This window comes from Paractinoplanes maris (genome assembly GCF_023544465.1).
In the GTDB taxonomy this organism is placed as follows: Bacteria; Actinomycetota; Actinomycetes; order Mycobacteriales; family Micromonosporaceae; genus Actinoplanes; species Actinoplanes maris.
In genome coordinates this window covers 71,837-85,775 of record NZ_JALPVL010000017.1, presented here as the reverse complement: position 1 = coordinate 85,775, position 13,939 = coordinate 71,837, and the positions used below count along the sequence as shown (strand labels likewise).

Here is a 13,939-nt window from a genome sequence, read left to right as displayed (position 1 = left end):
CGCGGACCGAAGGTTCGAGGCTGACCGAGTGCGGCTTCCATCAGCGGTGGTTATGGCCGGCATCGCCGGTTGCGCCTTCCGCAGCCGCTATGGCCCCGGCACAGTGGTCCGACGTCGACATCCAAGAGGGGAGCACTGTGCCAGAGCGCTCACACCGGGCCGGTCCCGGCAGGGACACGACCACCTTGCTCGCCGGACGGCATCGGAGTTCCCGATGATCGTCGTCGTGACGGGGGCAGCTTCGGGTATCGGTGCGGCTGTCGCCGCCACTGTGACGGCAGCAGGCATCGAGGTGATCGGGCTCGACCTCGAACCCGCGGATGACGTGCGGGCTCTCGATGTACGCGATCCCGCGGCCTGGGCACAACTCGCCGACGACCTGCATGGCCGACCGCTGCACGGATTGGTCAACTGCGCCGGGGCGACGTGGCGGGCCCGGCTCGGTGAGGTCACCGCGGAAGCATTCGCCCACGTGCACGCCGTCAACGTCATCGGGCCGATGCTCGGGATCCAGGCGCTCGCGCCGCTGATGGATGCCGGCGCCTCGATTGTCAACATCGGCTCACTCGCCGCGCTGCAGGGGCACTATCCGATCGCGTACACCGCCAGCAAGTGGTCGTTGCGCGGTCTGACCCATGCCGCCTGCCTTGAACTCGGACGGCGCGGTATCCGGGTCAACATCGTGCACCCCGGCTTCATCGACACCCCGATGACCGCTTCGGCCGCGCCCGCGTTCCGCACCGCTGCGGTCGCGGAGACTCCGCTCGGCCGCACCGGCACGCCGCAGGAGGTCGCGGCCGTCGTGGCGTTCCTGCTCAGCGACGCGGCAGCGTTCGTGACCGGCGCCGAGATCCCGGTGGACGGCGGTGCCAGTTCACACGGCGGCGCGAAGACCATCTCCGACGCGCTACGCACCGGGGGCTGAACTCACCAGCAGCACCATCAGAGGTCCGTATCCGCCTCGCCGTCGCAGGCGTCGGCGAGGGTGGTGCGGACCCGGGCCAGCAGCGAATGCAGAGTGTCGCGTTCCTGAGCGGTGAGGTCGGCGAAGAGTTCGTCCTCGACCCGGCCGATGGCGGCGTCGAGCTTGGTCGCGGCCGCCGCGCCCGCTTCGGTGATCTCGACGATGTGACGGCGCCGATCGGTCGGATCCCGGCGCCGTCGCACGAGGTCGCGGTCCTCCAGGGCGTTGAGGAGAGTGACCAGGACGCTGGGGTCGACACCGAGCCGGGCGCCGAGGTCACGCTGGCTGACCTGACCGCCGTCGAGGTGCATCAGCACGATGGCGTGGCGGGGGGTGACCCCGGACGTGGTAAGTGCCTCACGGATGCGGGCGTCGGTGCTGCCGCCATGCCGCGCGAGCAGCAGGGAGAGGCGGAACTCCGGGCCGACGGATGCGGGTGTGCCGTCGCGGCCGGGGGTGTCGACGGGAGCGCCGGAGGTGGGGGCACTACCGCCCGATCGTGGAGCCATGACCCGACCATACCAAGCCCAGTATCGTCGTTTGACGCCAATCGTTGAAGCACTTACATTATCGGCGACGGCACACTTGTGCCGCGCTGTGGTCGTGCCCGCTCGACGGACCCGTCTCGTCTTTCTCTGGAGTTCTCCGTGTTCATCGCTTATGTCGTCGTCGCTGTCCTGCTGTCACTCGTCTTGCTCATGTCGGCCCGTGGCGACATCACCCGCGACCCGAAGATCACGGAGACGCTGAAGGCCATCGGCGTCCGGGACAGCTGGTTCCTGCCTCTCGGCCTGGTCAAGATCGCGGGCGCGCTGGGGCTTCTGATCGGCATCTTCTACCGCCCGCTGGGCATCGCGGCAGCCATCGGTGTCGTCCTCTACTTCGTGGGTGCCGTGATCACCCATCTGCGCGCGGGCGACAAGAAGGGCGTCGGCGCGCCGGCCGCCATCATGCTCGTCGCCGTGGCGCCGCTGGTGCTGGGCATCGCGACGCTCTGAACGCCACGGTCCGCGGCGATGACCTGACGACGGACCAGCCCGCAGAGCCGGGGGGAGGGGCGCCGCTGCCGGCAACCGCCGGCGACGACGCGCCACCCCGCCCGTCGGGCACGCCCTGGCTACTGACGCCCGGACGGCCCGAACCCGAACGAAGAGAGACCTGTGAACGTCACCGTCTTCGGCGCTACCGGCGCCATCGGCTCCCTGACCGTCGTTGAGCTCCTCGATCGCGGCCACCACGTCACCGCCTACGCGCGCCATCCCGGCAAGGTTCCCGCGTCCTGGGGCGACCGCGTCCGTGTCTTCGTCGGCGAGATGTCCGACCAGGACGCGATCGATGCCGCGATTGCCGGAGCCGATGCCGTCGTCTCCGCCCTCGGCCCCGTGCTGACCCGCGACGAGAAGGGGCACCCGCTCACCGAGGGCACCCATCATCTGCTCGACGCCATGCACCGCCACGGCGTGCGGCGCTACGTCTGCCACGCCACCCCCGCCGTCTGGGACCCGCAGGAGCGGCCGACCTGGCAGACGCGGCTCATCCGCCTGCTGCCCCAGACATTCGGACGCCGCGCCTACGAGGAGATCCGCGGCATGACCGACCCGGTGATGGCCTCCGACCTCGACTGGACGATCGTGCGCTTCATCCGCCCCACCAATGAGCCGAAGAAGGGCCGGGTGCGCGCCGGCTTCTTCGCCACCGACCGGATCGGTTTCGCCGTGACCCGCGCCGACATCGCCGCGTTCACCGCCGCCCAGGTCGACGACGACACGTACGTTCGCCGGGCCCCCGCCATCAGCAACTGAGCTCACCGGCGGAGCAGATCAACGAGACCGCCCACCGGGGAGGATCGGTTCTGCCGCCGAGCGGGCTACGCCGCCTGCCGGCTGCGGCGCTCCAGGGCGTACGCGCCGGCGGCGGCGAGCGTCATCGCGACCGCCGGGAAACGCTCGTTGATCCACACCCCGTGCACCTTGGGGACGTACTGCGGGAACTCCACCTCCATGCCCGCGGTGCCGGGGAAGGTGAATGCGGCGCCCATGGAGGCCCAGAACAGTGCCGGCAGTGTTGCGCCGAGGGCCACGTCCCGGTCGTCCGCCCCCTCACGCAGCAGGTACAGGGCCGTACCGCCCAGGGCGGTGCCGAGCGCGATGGTCATCGCGTCGTGGAAGCGGGCATGCGGCGGCCACGCCGGGTTGAACAGGTGCGTGCGATTCCAGTCGGCCACGAAGCCCGCGACGGCGGTAGTCGCCGCCAAGGTCCGCAGCAGGCCACGCCCGGCCGTCACCGCGCTGCCACGTTCGTCAGGAAGTCCATCATGCCGATCGGCGTACCCGATCGTCCTAGTGCTATTCCCCGCCCGGACGGGGCAGCAGCCACCGCACGCCGGCGATGTAGTCGCCGGGGTCGGTGTCGTCGATCAGCAGCGACTGCAGCACGAAGCCCTGCACGAGGCTGAGCATCGCGGCGCCGACCTGCTCCGGCACCGCCTCGGCGGGCAGGTTCCCGGCAGCCTGCCAGCGGCGGGCCACCTCGGCGAAATGTCCCCGCAACCGCAGGTAGACCTCATTGGCGCGGACGGCGAGGACGGGGTTGCGCAGCGCCTCGGCCCATACCTGCACCCCGACCCGCGTCAGGTCGACGCCGGTGACCGGGTCCCGGGCGATCTGTTCGGTGATCGTCGTGATGATCGCGGCCAGCGCGTCCTGGGGTGACGGGGCCGCGCCGTCGGCGAGCATCGCCTGGAACACCTCGTCGGCTGTGTTCAGCGCTGTCTCCGCCACCGCCGCGATCAGCTCTTCCTTGCTGCTGAAGTACCGGTAGACGGCTCCGGCGGACAGGCCGCACTCGCTGATGATGTCGGCCATCGACGTGGCGTGGAAGCCGTTGGCGGCGAACAGCCGGGCTGCGCCGGCGACGATCTCAGCGCGGCGACCGGCCCGGTACTGCTCAGAGACGCGGGGCATGTGACGAAGGATAAAGGCGAACGCTCGTTCTTCTCACTGCGCTCGCCGCAATGCAATGATCGAAAAGCGAATAGTCGTTCTTTTAAGGAGTTCCCCATGGCCTCCGAGGCCCCGGCAGCCAGCACCGCAAAGTCACCATGGTCGGCGGTGGCCAAGGCCGTCGCACTGCTCACCCTGATCATCAGCGTGCTACTCACCGCCTTCGCCTGGCCGGCGGTGCGATCATCAGTGCACGACGTACCCATCGCCATCGCCGGGCCCGCCGCGGCCGTCGACCAGGTCAGCGCCGCTCTCGACCAGCGCCTGCCGGACGCCTTCGACGTCACCCGGGTCGCCGACACCGCCGCCGCTGAGAAGCTGATCCGCGACCGCGAGGTGTACGGCGCCATCGACGTCAGCACCGGCACCCCGCAGGTCCTCGTGGCCTCTGCGGGCAGCGCCTCGATCGCCCAGACGCTGCAGAGCGTGGGCAACGCGCTCGGCCAGGCGCAGGCCCAGGGCACCAGCCCGGCGGTAGCGGTGCGTGATCTCGTCGCCCTGCCCGCCGACGACCCGCGCGGCGCCGGCCTGGCCGCCGGGGCTCTGCCCCTGGTGATCGGCGGCATGCTCGCCGCCGTACTACTCACCAACCTGGTCCGCGGCCGGCGCCGCCGGGTCGTCGGCGCCTTCACCTTCGCCGTCACCGGCGGGTTGGCCATGGCCGCCATCCTGCAGTTCTGGCTCGGCTCGCTGGACGGTTCCTACCTGCTGAACGCCGGCGCGATCGCGCTGACCGTCGCCGCGACGTCGCTGACCATCCTCGGTCTGGAGTCGCTGCTCGGCTACCCGGGCTTCGCCGTCGGCGGCATCACGATGATGTTGCTCGGCAACCCGCTGTCCGGGACCTCCACCGCGCCCGAGATGCTGCCCGGCTGGTCCGGAACCTTCGGCCAGCTGCTTCCGCCCGGTGCCGGCGGTCACCTGCTGCGGTCGACCGCGTACTTCGACGGTCACGGCTCCGAGTATTCGGTGCTCGTCCTGCTCGGCTGGCTCGTACTCGGCGCGGTGCTGAGCCTGCTCGGGCACCACCGCTCACGCCGGGCCGCGGCCGCCGACGAGGCGAAGGCCGAGCCGGCCACCTTCGCCGCCGCCTGACCCAGCACGGCCCCGCACTACCACCGTGCGAGGCGAGCCAGCAGTCCGGCCCGCGACCGCGAATGCGCCGTGTCATCCCAGCGCCCGGCGTGACTCGAACAAATGGAGACTATCTTCCACTTCACAGTTCGAATAAGTGGTAGATGCCTTCCACTTGTGCGACCGTAGTGACGTGACCGCATGGCCCGGCTGGGCCCGGCCGGCGCTCGACCGCCTGATCACCATTAAGGAGCAACGCCATGGCGCTTGAACTCGGCGTCTACTCGTTCGGCAACACCCCGCGCGCCGCCGACGGCGGCCCCGGCACCACCGCTCAGGCGATCCGCGACGTGCTGGAGGCCGTGCACGTCGCCGAGCAGGTCGGGCTGGACTTCTTCGGCTTCGGGGAGCACCACACGCCGTCGATGCCGCTGTCGTCACCGACCTCGCTGGTCAACGCCGCTGCGGCATCGACTCAGCGGATCGGACTGGGTACCACCGTCACGGTGCTGTCGACCGACGAGCCACTGCGGGTCTTCGAGCAGATGGCCACCGCCGCGGCGATCGCCCCCGGCCGGGTCGAGATCGTGGCCGGGCGTGGGTCCTCCGACATCACGTTCTCGCTGTTCGACCTGGACAGCCGCAACTACGACATGCTTTTCCGGTCCAAGCTCGACCTGCTGATCGCCGCCAACGCCGGCGACCGTGTCACCTTCAACGGCCCGCACCGGCAGAAGCCCCTGCGTGACGCGCTGATCGTCCCGCGCCCCGAGCAGCCGCTGAAGATCTGGCTCGGTACCGGCGGCAGCCCCGAATCGGTGCTACGCGCAGCCGAGCTCGGCCTGCCGATGTTCCTCGGCATCCTGGGCGGCACCGTCGACCACTGGGCCCAGTACGGCCACGCCTACCGCGAAGCCTGGACCAGCCTCGGACACCCCGCCGAGCAGGCCGACATCGCCGTCGCCGTGCACGGGTTCGTCGGCGCGGACAACAGGCAGGCCAAGGCCGACTACCTCGACTACGAGATGCGGATGTTCGCCACCGGCGCCGCCGAGGTCGGCCGCGCCGGCATGGCACCCAGCGGCCGGGAACTCAACTACGAGCCGGGCGCCATGGTCTTCGCCGGCGGACCCGACGAGATCGCCGACCGCATCCTGGACCTGCACCGGAAGCTGGGACACAGCCGCCAGATCTTGCAGATGGACGTCGGCGGCATGTCCCACGCCACCTTCCTCAAGGCCATCGAACTGCTCGGCACCGAGGTCCTGCCGCAGGTACGCAAGGAACTCGGACAGCTCTAACCAGCCGGTGCGCCGGCACCATGTCCGGCGCACCGCCAGCCTCGAAGGGAGTCCACTGGCATGAAGGTTTCGGCCGACGACTTCCGCGCCGTAATGGGTGCCGTGGCCACTCCCGTCGCTGTCGTCACCGCGATGGACCTCGGTCGCCCGCACGGCACCACGGTCAGCGCGTTCACCTCGCTGTCACTCGACCCGCCGATGGTGCTCGTCGCCCTCGACCGCGACTCGGACCTGCTGAGCATGATCACCCGGACCCGGCGGTTCGGCCTCAACGTCCTGACCGCCGAGCAGAGCGGGCTCGCGCTGACATTCGCCCGCAAAGGCGACGAGAAATTCGCCGGCGTCGCCTGGTCGCAGCAGCACGGGCTACCCCGGCTCGACGCCGTCAGCGGCTGGCTCGCCTGCGACGTGGATCAGCTGATACCCGGCGGCGACCACATCGTGGCCATCGGTCGCGTGACGGCCGCCGACCACGACCCGCAGGCACCGCTGACCTATCACCGCAGAACGTTCGGGACACACGCGGTCCTGCACTGAAGGACCGGCTGGCTGCCACGAAAATGGATGACCCGTTCCACTTGCTGCGACGGCGTCGGTAGGCTCAACACCCATGACGACCCTTGCCGGCCGCACGATCGCGGCCCTGTGCAGCGAGCACGACACCCTCGCGGGCGTGGTCTCCGCACTCTCCGCCGAACAGCTCACCGGCCCGTCCGGCGCATCCGAATGGACCATCGCCGACGTCCTGTCCCACCTCGGCAGCGGCGCGGAAATCACCCTCGCCGGCCTCCGAGCGGGGCTCGGCGATGCCGAAGCGCCCGGCCCTGACTTCAACCAGAGCGTCTGGGACCGCTGGAACGCCTTGAGTCCGCAGGACCAAGCAGCCGGCTGGGCGAAATCCGACACTGCCCTGGTCGCCGCCTTCGAAACGCTTCCGGAGCAACGGTACGACGACATCAAGATCCCCTCGTTCCTGCCCGAGCCGCTGTCGCTCGCGTCGTTCGCCGCCATGCGCCTGAGCGAGGTCGCCCCGCACGTCTGGGACGTCCGCGCCGGCGTCGACCCGGGCGCGGGCCTCGCCGAGCCGTCCGCGGTGCTGCTGGCAAGACACCTCGGCGATGGCCTCGGCTTCCTGCTCGGCTTCATCGCCAAGCCGGCCGCGGTGGGCGAGCACGTGGTCCTGAACATCGCCGCGACGCCGTATCGGATCGTGCTCGACGACACCGCCCGGATCACCACCCAAGCGCTGCCGGAAACCGCGACGTTCACCGGACCGCTGGAAGCGGCGATCCGGCTCATCTACGGCCGGCTCTCCCCGCAGCACACCCCGGCTGGCGTCGCGGTGACCGGCAACGTCTCGCTCGACGAACTGCGCGCCGCCTTCCCCGGCTTCTGACAACAGTCCAGCCACCACAGTCGGCAAATATGGCGGTTCGCCGCTATGACGTGATCCGGCGAGGCTTACCCATTCGGGTGACATGCCGGCGTCCCGGACGCCTCCCATCGATAGCGTTGATGGATGGCCCGTCCGGCGCCCCGGCCCATAAACAGCATCGAGGCCCTCGATGCGAGACCCGCCGCGAGCGAGCCGGCCAGCGCGATCGTGGCGACCTGGCTGGCCGGCAGACCCGAGAACACCCGCGACGCGTACGCGACGGACCTGGCTTTGTTCACGGCCTGGTGTGCCGAACAGGGTCTGCGGCCGTTGAGTGCCACACCTGCCGACATCGACTCCTTCGTCAATGCGCAGGTCAGGGCCTTCGGGCCGGCCACGGTCGCCCGGCGGGTGGCAGCTCTCGCGAGCTGGTACCGCCATCTGGTCGGTCTCGGTCGGATCGTGGCCAGCCCGCTCGACCAGGTCGCCCGGCCCGGCCGTGCCTGGTACGGCGGGGAGCGTCGGACGTTGTCGGCCACGGACGTGGACCGGCTGCGCGCCCAAACCGACGCCGACGCCGTGGCCGCCACCCGGGGTCCACGGGCACGTGAGTACCTGGCGGCGTTGTGCCGTGCCGCGATCCTGCGCATGTTCATCGGCACGGACATCGGCCCTGGCCTGGTCATCGGGTTGAACGTCGACGACCTCGCTCTCGACGACGGTGCCGGGCGGTCAGCGATATGGCTGCGTGACGGCGATGGCAGCCGCTACCGGCGCGGGGTGCCCGACGATGCGGCGGACGCCATTCACACCTACCTGGCAGCGCGGGCGCACGCGGACGGCGTCGGCGTGCATGAACTGGCCGGGCCGCTGTTCGTCACCGCCCGCAGTGCCACCGGTACGCGACTCGGAGCCGCGGCGCCCGCGGCGATGATCCGGCGCATCGCGGCCGCGGCCGGCCTCGACGACCCTCATCGCGTGTCACCGTCGGTGCTGCGCCGTGCCCCCGGCCTCGCCGCCACCCGCAGAATCGCCGCAGCACCCGCACCAGAGCCGCCAGAGCCGGCCGTTGATGTCCGCGCCCGCTACCTGCGCCGGTGGGTGAAAGATCGGCTCGACCGTGATCCCGCGATGCTCGTGGCAGAGGCGCTTGCCGAGCACCACGGCCTGCCAGACACCGCACCGGCACGACCGGACTCCGCACCGGCGCGGGCGGAACCCGCCTTCGCGCCGCCGCGCAGCGCACGGCGCCCGCCCGCACCGCGGGTCAGCGGACCGCGACCGGCTGCCCGGCAACCGGCACCACCGTCGGCGGCGGTGCGGCGGCTGCCCCGCGATGTGGCGCCGTTTCGCGACGAGACGGTGCGCTCCTATGAGGCTCGCCTAGCCGCCGCGAACCACTTGTCCGTGGCCGACCTGCGTGCCGCCGCCGGCCTGCGTCGTGGCCTGCTCGGCGCCGACGGCTTCGCTGCCCTCACCGGCAGGGCGCCCCGCACGCTGCTGCTGGCCCTGCCCGAACTACGCGCTACCCGCCACCAGCTGGAACTGCCGGCGGGCAGCCGGTGGCCGCGTCCCCCGACGCCCCAGCAGGCCCGTTCGGGCCGGTCGGTATTGGTCAGACCGGTATGCCACCGATGCGCCGCCGCCCGTGGCGCCGGCGGCGAGGTCCTCGTGTGGACACCCAGTGACGTGCAGATCTGCCTCAAGCACGCGCTCTGGGTCGGCGGCCAGGATCCCCACAGTCAGTGGGATTTGCGCGACATTCCTGAGTTGCCGGCCGCCCAGCGCCACCACACCAACCTCGTGCGCCGGCACGGTCGGCCCGCGGTGCAGACCGCGTACAGCCAGGCCGTTCAGGTCACCGCCTGGTGGGCACAGCAGGGCTGCTGGAGCGACGGCGCCCTGACTCGCCGGCACCTTCTCACCGGCCTCACAAGCAGCACCCCACACGACCGCGATCCGATCATCGCCCTGATGTACTACCCGGAGGCTGTCGGCCTGCTCAGCCTGTTCGTGTCCTCCTACTGGATCAGGGTCCTCGGCGAGCAGCCGCTGCGCGAGCTGTGGGACAGCCCGCCGGCCCGGAGGTTTTGCGCCGAGGTCGGTCGCCGCACCGGCTACGACGTCACCGGCGCGGCGCTCGATCCGCTGCATCGGTGGTGCGAGCAAATCACCGGGCGCGGGCGCCCGGAACGCACTGAGACCGGCATGCCGACGTTGCCGCGGGAACGGCGCGAGGGGTCCTGATGTCCAGCCTGCTCACCACCGCACCGCAGCAACCGTCGGCCACCGCCCACGGTTGTGTGCTGCGCTACCGCGATCCGGTTCGCGGCGACATCCGCGAGCCTTTGACACACGCGATGAGCCACCTGTTTGAACACGCCCCACCGGTGACCACACTGCCGGTACACAAGGGGCAACGCAGCTCACCGGGCCACTATTGGTCCGCACGGCTGGGCGATCACGTCGGCTACCGGACCCGGCTCGAACACGACACGGCCATGGTCCTCGACCACGACATCAATGTGCGTGCGTTCGCGAGCCGCCCGTTCGCGGTGTCCTGGACCGACCGGCACCCTGCGCGGCCACATATCCCCGCCTTCTTCGCCCGGCGCGCCGACGGCACCGGCATCGTCGTCGACTGCCGCGCCCGCACCACCAGCAAGCTCGACCCGGCGGCGGACACCGCGATCCGCGATGCCTGCGCGCATGCCGGCTGGGATCACCTGCTGGTCACCGGGCACGACCCGGTCTGGATCGAGAACCTGCGATGGCTGGCCGGCTACCGCCATCCCCGCCACCACCACGACCGCATGACCGAAAACCTGCTCTCCGCGTTCGACCGGCCCGGGCCGCTGATGGCGACGGCGGCTGCCGTCGGGGACCCGCTCGCCGTGCTGCCGGTGCTGTATCACCTGCTTTGGAACCAGCGGCTGCACGCCGACCTGACGATCCGCCTCGACAGCGTGTCGATCGTGAGCGTGCCCGGATGAGGCAGGTGCTGCACCTCGGCGACCAGGTCCGCTACGAGGACTGCGAATACCGCGTCGTCGCGCTCAGCGGCACCCACCTGCGCCTCGCCGGCGCCGATGACACCACCATCGCCGTGCTGCTGACCCACCTGCTGGCCTCCGACGGCTTCGCACTGCTCGACGGCGCCCCCGTCCCGGCCGTGGTCAACCCCCGGCTCGACGACCTGGACACTCACACCGCCGACCTCGCCCGCCAATGGGAACAGCACATCGTCGAGGTCGAGACCGGGCTTCCCCTCGGCGCCGGGCCCGACGCCCGGCCCCGCCCCGAATACGACCCCGCCACCACCACCCTGACCGAACGCTGCCAGGCCAAGGCCCGGGAACTGACCGCCCTCGGCTGGCAGGCCAGCCCGCGCACGATCGCCCGGATGCGCCGGCGCCTGCGCACCACCGGCGACCCGCGCGCGCTGACCGACGGCCGGGCCCGCCGACCGGCCAGCATGACCGGCGACACCGATCCCCGGGTCGTCGAGGTGATCCGGCAAGCCCTGCAGGCGGAGATCCCCGACTCCACCGGCACCAGGGACCGGTTCCGTTGGCGCGTGCAGCAGATCATCGCCGACCGGTACCCCGACGACCCGCCACCCGTGCCGGCCAAGAGCACCTTCAACAAACTGCTGCGCACGATGACCGCCGGCACCTACACCTTCGACGCCGCGGTCACCCGCAGAAACATGAGCAACCGGCCCGCCGGGGGTTTCACCACCCTGACCTTCCCCAGACCGGGGCAGGTCGTGCAGATCGACACCACCACCATCGACATCCTCACCCACCTCGGCGACGGCATCACCGAACGCGGTGAACTGACCGCCGCCGTCGACGTGGCGACCCGGACACTGTGCGCGGGCATCCTGCGACCCCAGGGCACCAAGGCCATCGATGCGGCCCTACTGCTGCCGCGAATGCTGGTACCCGACCCGATGCGGCCCGGCTGGGACGACGCCCTGCGGATCACCCATTCCTGCCTGCCCTACGAGCGGCTGATCGGCATCGACGACCGGATGCGGCTGGCCGCCGCGAAACCGGCGATCTACCCGGAGATGATCGTCTACGACCAGGGCAAGGTGTACGTGTCCGCGACCTTCGTGCAGGCTTGCCGCCGGCTCGGTATCTCCCTGCAGCCCGCCCCGCCGGGAACACCCACCTACAAGGGGGTCATCGAACGCACCTTCGGATCGATCAACACGTTGTTCTGCCAGTACGTCGTCGGCTACGTCGGCTGCGACACCACCCGGCGCGGCGCCCGGATCGCCGATAAACCCCTCTGGAGTCTCGCCCAACTGCAGGACCTGTTCGACGAATGGGTCATCGCCGGCTGGCAGTCACGCCCGCACGACGAACTGGCCAGCCCGGACACCGGCCGCCGGCTGTCACCGAACGAGATGTACGCGACCCTGGTCGCGGCCGCTGGCTACGTGCCGGTGATGCTGCGCGGCGACGACTACCTCGAACTGCTCCCCACCTTCTGGGCGACCCTCAACGATTACGGCGTGCGGTGGGCCGGCCGGGTCTACAACACCCGCGGCCTGCCGCGCCGCCAGCCCTCCGGCGTCACCGCCCAGAAGAACAAATGGCAGGTCGCCTACGACGAGTACGACATCACCCGAATCTGGGTCCGCAACCACCACGGCACCGGCTGGTTCACCCTCGACTGGACCCACCGCGCCATGGTCAACGCCCCGCTGGCCGACTTCACCTGGCGCCACGCCCGCCGCAAAGCCGCCACCATGGACAGCACCGAGCCCTTGGAGACACGCACCGCCCGAGTCCTCAACGACCTGCTGCGCCGCGCCGGCCACGGACCACCCGACCAGCCACCGCCACCCGGCACAGCCCTCACCGCTGAGGAGCGGCGCGTCGTCAGCCGCACCAGAGCCGGTGCCGCAGCCCACCGCCCCACCCTCGACGACCCGCCCCCGGACGACATCGGCGAGGAACCAGCCGACGAGACGAGCGCCGACGCGCCGTCCGACGCGCCGTTCGGTGCGTTCGACGCCGCCGACCACGCTCAACGGTGGCTGCCATGAGCACGCCGGACCTGGCCGCCGAACGGCTGGTCCCGACCACCTGGGAAGGCTGGTTCCGCTGGGCCCACCACCAGATCCCGAAACCGCAGTCGCCCGCCCGCGGCACGCCCGCCGCCTGCGAGAGATACGACGCCGCCCGCCTCGACTACCTCGGCAAACCGTTCGTGCTCGAGACCCCGACGATCCGCACCGTCATGACCGCCGTTCGCCGGCTGCTGATCCTCAACCGGCACGCCACCTCCGCCCGCCGCGGCCTGATCCTCGAAGGCCTCGGCGGCACCGGCAAAAGCACCTCGGTCACCGAACTCGGCCGCACCCACCACCTGAGCATCGACCTGCGCCACCCCGGCCACGACCGGATCCCGGTCGTCTACATCACCGTGCCGGCCCCTGCCACCGCCAGGATGATCGCCGTCGAGTTCGCCCACTTCCTCGCCCTGCCCATCAGATCCCGCGCGAACATGCCCGACATCACCGAATCCGTCTGCCGAACCCTCATCGACGCACGCTGCGACCTCGTCATCGTCGACGAAATCCACAACCTCAACATCAACACCACCCACGGCGGCGAGGTTTCCGACCAGCTCAAATACCTGTCCGAACGCATCCCCGCCACCTTCATCTACGCCGGCATCAACGTCCGCGACAACCTGTTCACCGGACCTCGCGGACAGCAACTGGCCAGCAGATTCGCCCTCGTACCCACCCGACCCTTCGCTTACGGCACCGCCGGCCAGCGCCAGGAATGGGACGCGATGGTCGCCTCCTTCGAAGCGGCACTCTGCCTCCGGCAGCACCGCAACGGCACCCTGGCCCGCCATAGCGAGTACCTGTACACCCGCACCAACGGACGGATCGGAAGCCTGTCGACCCTCGTCCGCGGCGCCGCCATCGACGCCATTCTCAGCGAGAAAGAACGCATCACCCGCGACATCCTCGACGACCAACTCCTCGACCACGCCGCCGAAAATCCGGGCGCCGTCGAGAGCAGCCAGCCCGCATAGAGACGCGATCCGCCGGAGCAGCGCGAGCGGAGTTCACGGGCTCGAGTGACGAGTTGTCCATCAACATTCCAACGCGGCGCTCGCGGAGCCGTCGAGCTCACCCGAATCCGGGCAACATCAGAGACGTCGGGATCCCCGTCAGGCCCCCCTACGAGGG

The 13,939-nt window shown here is 70.4% G+C and carries 14 protein-coding genes; 11 read left to right on the top strand and 3 right to left on the bottom strand.

The genetic code is table 11. The annotated features are described in order from the left end of the window. Positions 1-52 precede the first annotated feature (52 nt). Positions 53-925: an SDR family NAD(P)-dependent oxidoreductase gene (locus tag NAG42_RS39845; RefSeq protein WP_250037627.1), complete on the top strand. Its 873-nt coding sequence runs from the start codon at positions 53-55 to the stop codon at positions 923-925. A 17-nt stretch (positions 926-942) separates the two neighbouring features. On the opposite strand, the gene NAG42_RS39840 is transcribed toward NAG42_RS39845, so the two are convergent. Next, positions 943-1,473, bottom strand: a complete 531-nt coding sequence (locus NAG42_RS39840) for a MarR family winged helix-turn-helix transcriptional regulator (protein ID WP_250037626.1) — start codon at positions 1,471-1,473, stop codon at positions 943-945. 138 nt (positions 1,474-1,611) lie between these two features. On the opposite strand from NAG42_RS39840, the gene NAG42_RS39835 reads away from it, so the two are divergent. Beyond that, the gene (locus NAG42_RS39835) at positions 1,612-1,962 is read left to right on the top strand and encodes a DoxX family protein (protein ID WP_250037625.1); all 351 of its coding nucleotides are present in this window, start codon (positions 1,612-1,614) and stop codon (positions 1,960-1,962) included. A 162-nt stretch (positions 1,963-2,124) separates the two neighbouring features. Continuing rightward, the gene (locus tag NAG42_RS39830; RefSeq protein WP_250037624.1) at positions 2,125-2,766 is read left to right on the top strand and encodes an NAD(P)-dependent oxidoreductase; all 642 of its coding nucleotides are present in this window, start codon (positions 2,125-2,127) and stop codon (positions 2,764-2,766) included. Between the two features lie 65 nt (positions 2,767-2,831). Here NAG42_RS39830 and NAG42_RS39825 read toward each other — a convergent pair whose 3' ends face one another. Together NAG42_RS39825 and NAG42_RS39820 are read right to left on the bottom strand one after the other, a co-directional pair. Continuing rightward, positions 2,832-3,248: a DUF6640 family protein gene (locus tag NAG42_RS39825; RefSeq protein WP_250037623.1), complete on the bottom strand. Its 417-nt coding sequence runs from the start codon at positions 3,246-3,248 to the stop codon at positions 2,832-2,834. Between the two features lie 61 nt (positions 3,249-3,309). Continuing rightward, complete coding sequence (locus NAG42_RS39820) at positions 3,310-3,927, bottom strand: TetR/AcrR family transcriptional regulator (protein WP_250037622.1); 618 nt, start codon at positions 3,925-3,927, stop codon at positions 3,310-3,312. A gap of 147 nt (positions 3,928-4,074) precedes the next feature. Between NAG42_RS39820 and NAG42_RS39815 the strand changes: the two genes are divergently transcribed. The 8 genes from NAG42_RS39815 to NAG42_RS39780 all read left to right on the top strand — a co-directional run bounded on the left by NAG42_RS39815 (position 4,075) and on the right by NAG42_RS39780 (position 13,782). Continuing rightward, positions 4,075-5,061, top strand: a complete 987-nt coding sequence (locus NAG42_RS39815; RefSeq protein ID WP_250037621.1) for a hypothetical protein — start codon at positions 4,075-4,077, stop codon at positions 5,059-5,061. 239 nt (positions 5,062-5,300) lie between these two features. After that, positions 5,301-6,341, top strand: a complete 1,041-nt coding sequence (locus NAG42_RS39810; RefSeq protein ID WP_250037620.1) for an LLM class flavin-dependent oxidoreductase — start codon at positions 5,301-5,303, stop codon at positions 6,339-6,341. Between the two features lie 60 nt (positions 6,342-6,401). Further along, positions 6,402-6,878, top strand: a complete 477-nt coding sequence (locus tag NAG42_RS39805; RefSeq protein ID WP_250037619.1) for a flavin reductase family protein — start codon at positions 6,402-6,404, stop codon at positions 6,876-6,878. Between the two features lie 73 nt (positions 6,879-6,951). After that, a complete protein-coding gene (locus NAG42_RS39800) occupies positions 6,952-7,737 on the top strand; it encodes a maleylpyruvate isomerase family mycothiol-dependent enzyme (RefSeq protein ID WP_250037618.1) in 786 nt (261 codons plus the stop codon). 123 nt (positions 7,738-7,860) lie between these two features. Next, entirely contained in the window at positions 7,861-9,963 is a 2,103-nt protein-coding gene (locus NAG42_RS39795; protein ID WP_250037617.1) for a TniQ family protein, read from the top strand. Further along, positions 9,963-10,709: a TnsA-like heteromeric transposase endonuclease subunit gene (locus NAG42_RS39790; protein WP_250037616.1), complete on the top strand. Its 747-nt coding sequence runs from the start codon at positions 9,963-9,965 to the stop codon at positions 10,707-10,709. Before NAG42_RS39795 ends, NAG42_RS39790 begins: the two co-directional genes overlap by 1 nt. Continuing rightward, the gene (locus tag NAG42_RS39785; RefSeq protein WP_250037615.1) at positions 10,706-12,778 is read left to right on the top strand and encodes a TnsB C-terminal domain-containing protein; all 2,073 of its coding nucleotides are present in this window, start codon (positions 10,706-10,708) and stop codon (positions 12,776-12,778) included. Before NAG42_RS39790 ends, NAG42_RS39785 begins: the two co-directional genes overlap by 4 nt. Continuing rightward, the gene (locus tag NAG42_RS39780) at positions 12,775-13,782 is read left to right on the top strand and encodes a TniB family NTP-binding protein (protein ID WP_250037614.1); all 1,008 of its coding nucleotides are present in this window, start codon (positions 12,775-12,777) and stop codon (positions 13,780-13,782) included. The genes NAG42_RS39785 and NAG42_RS39780 overlap by 4 nt, the downstream gene beginning before the upstream one ends. Positions 13,783-13,939 lie beyond the last annotated feature (157 nt).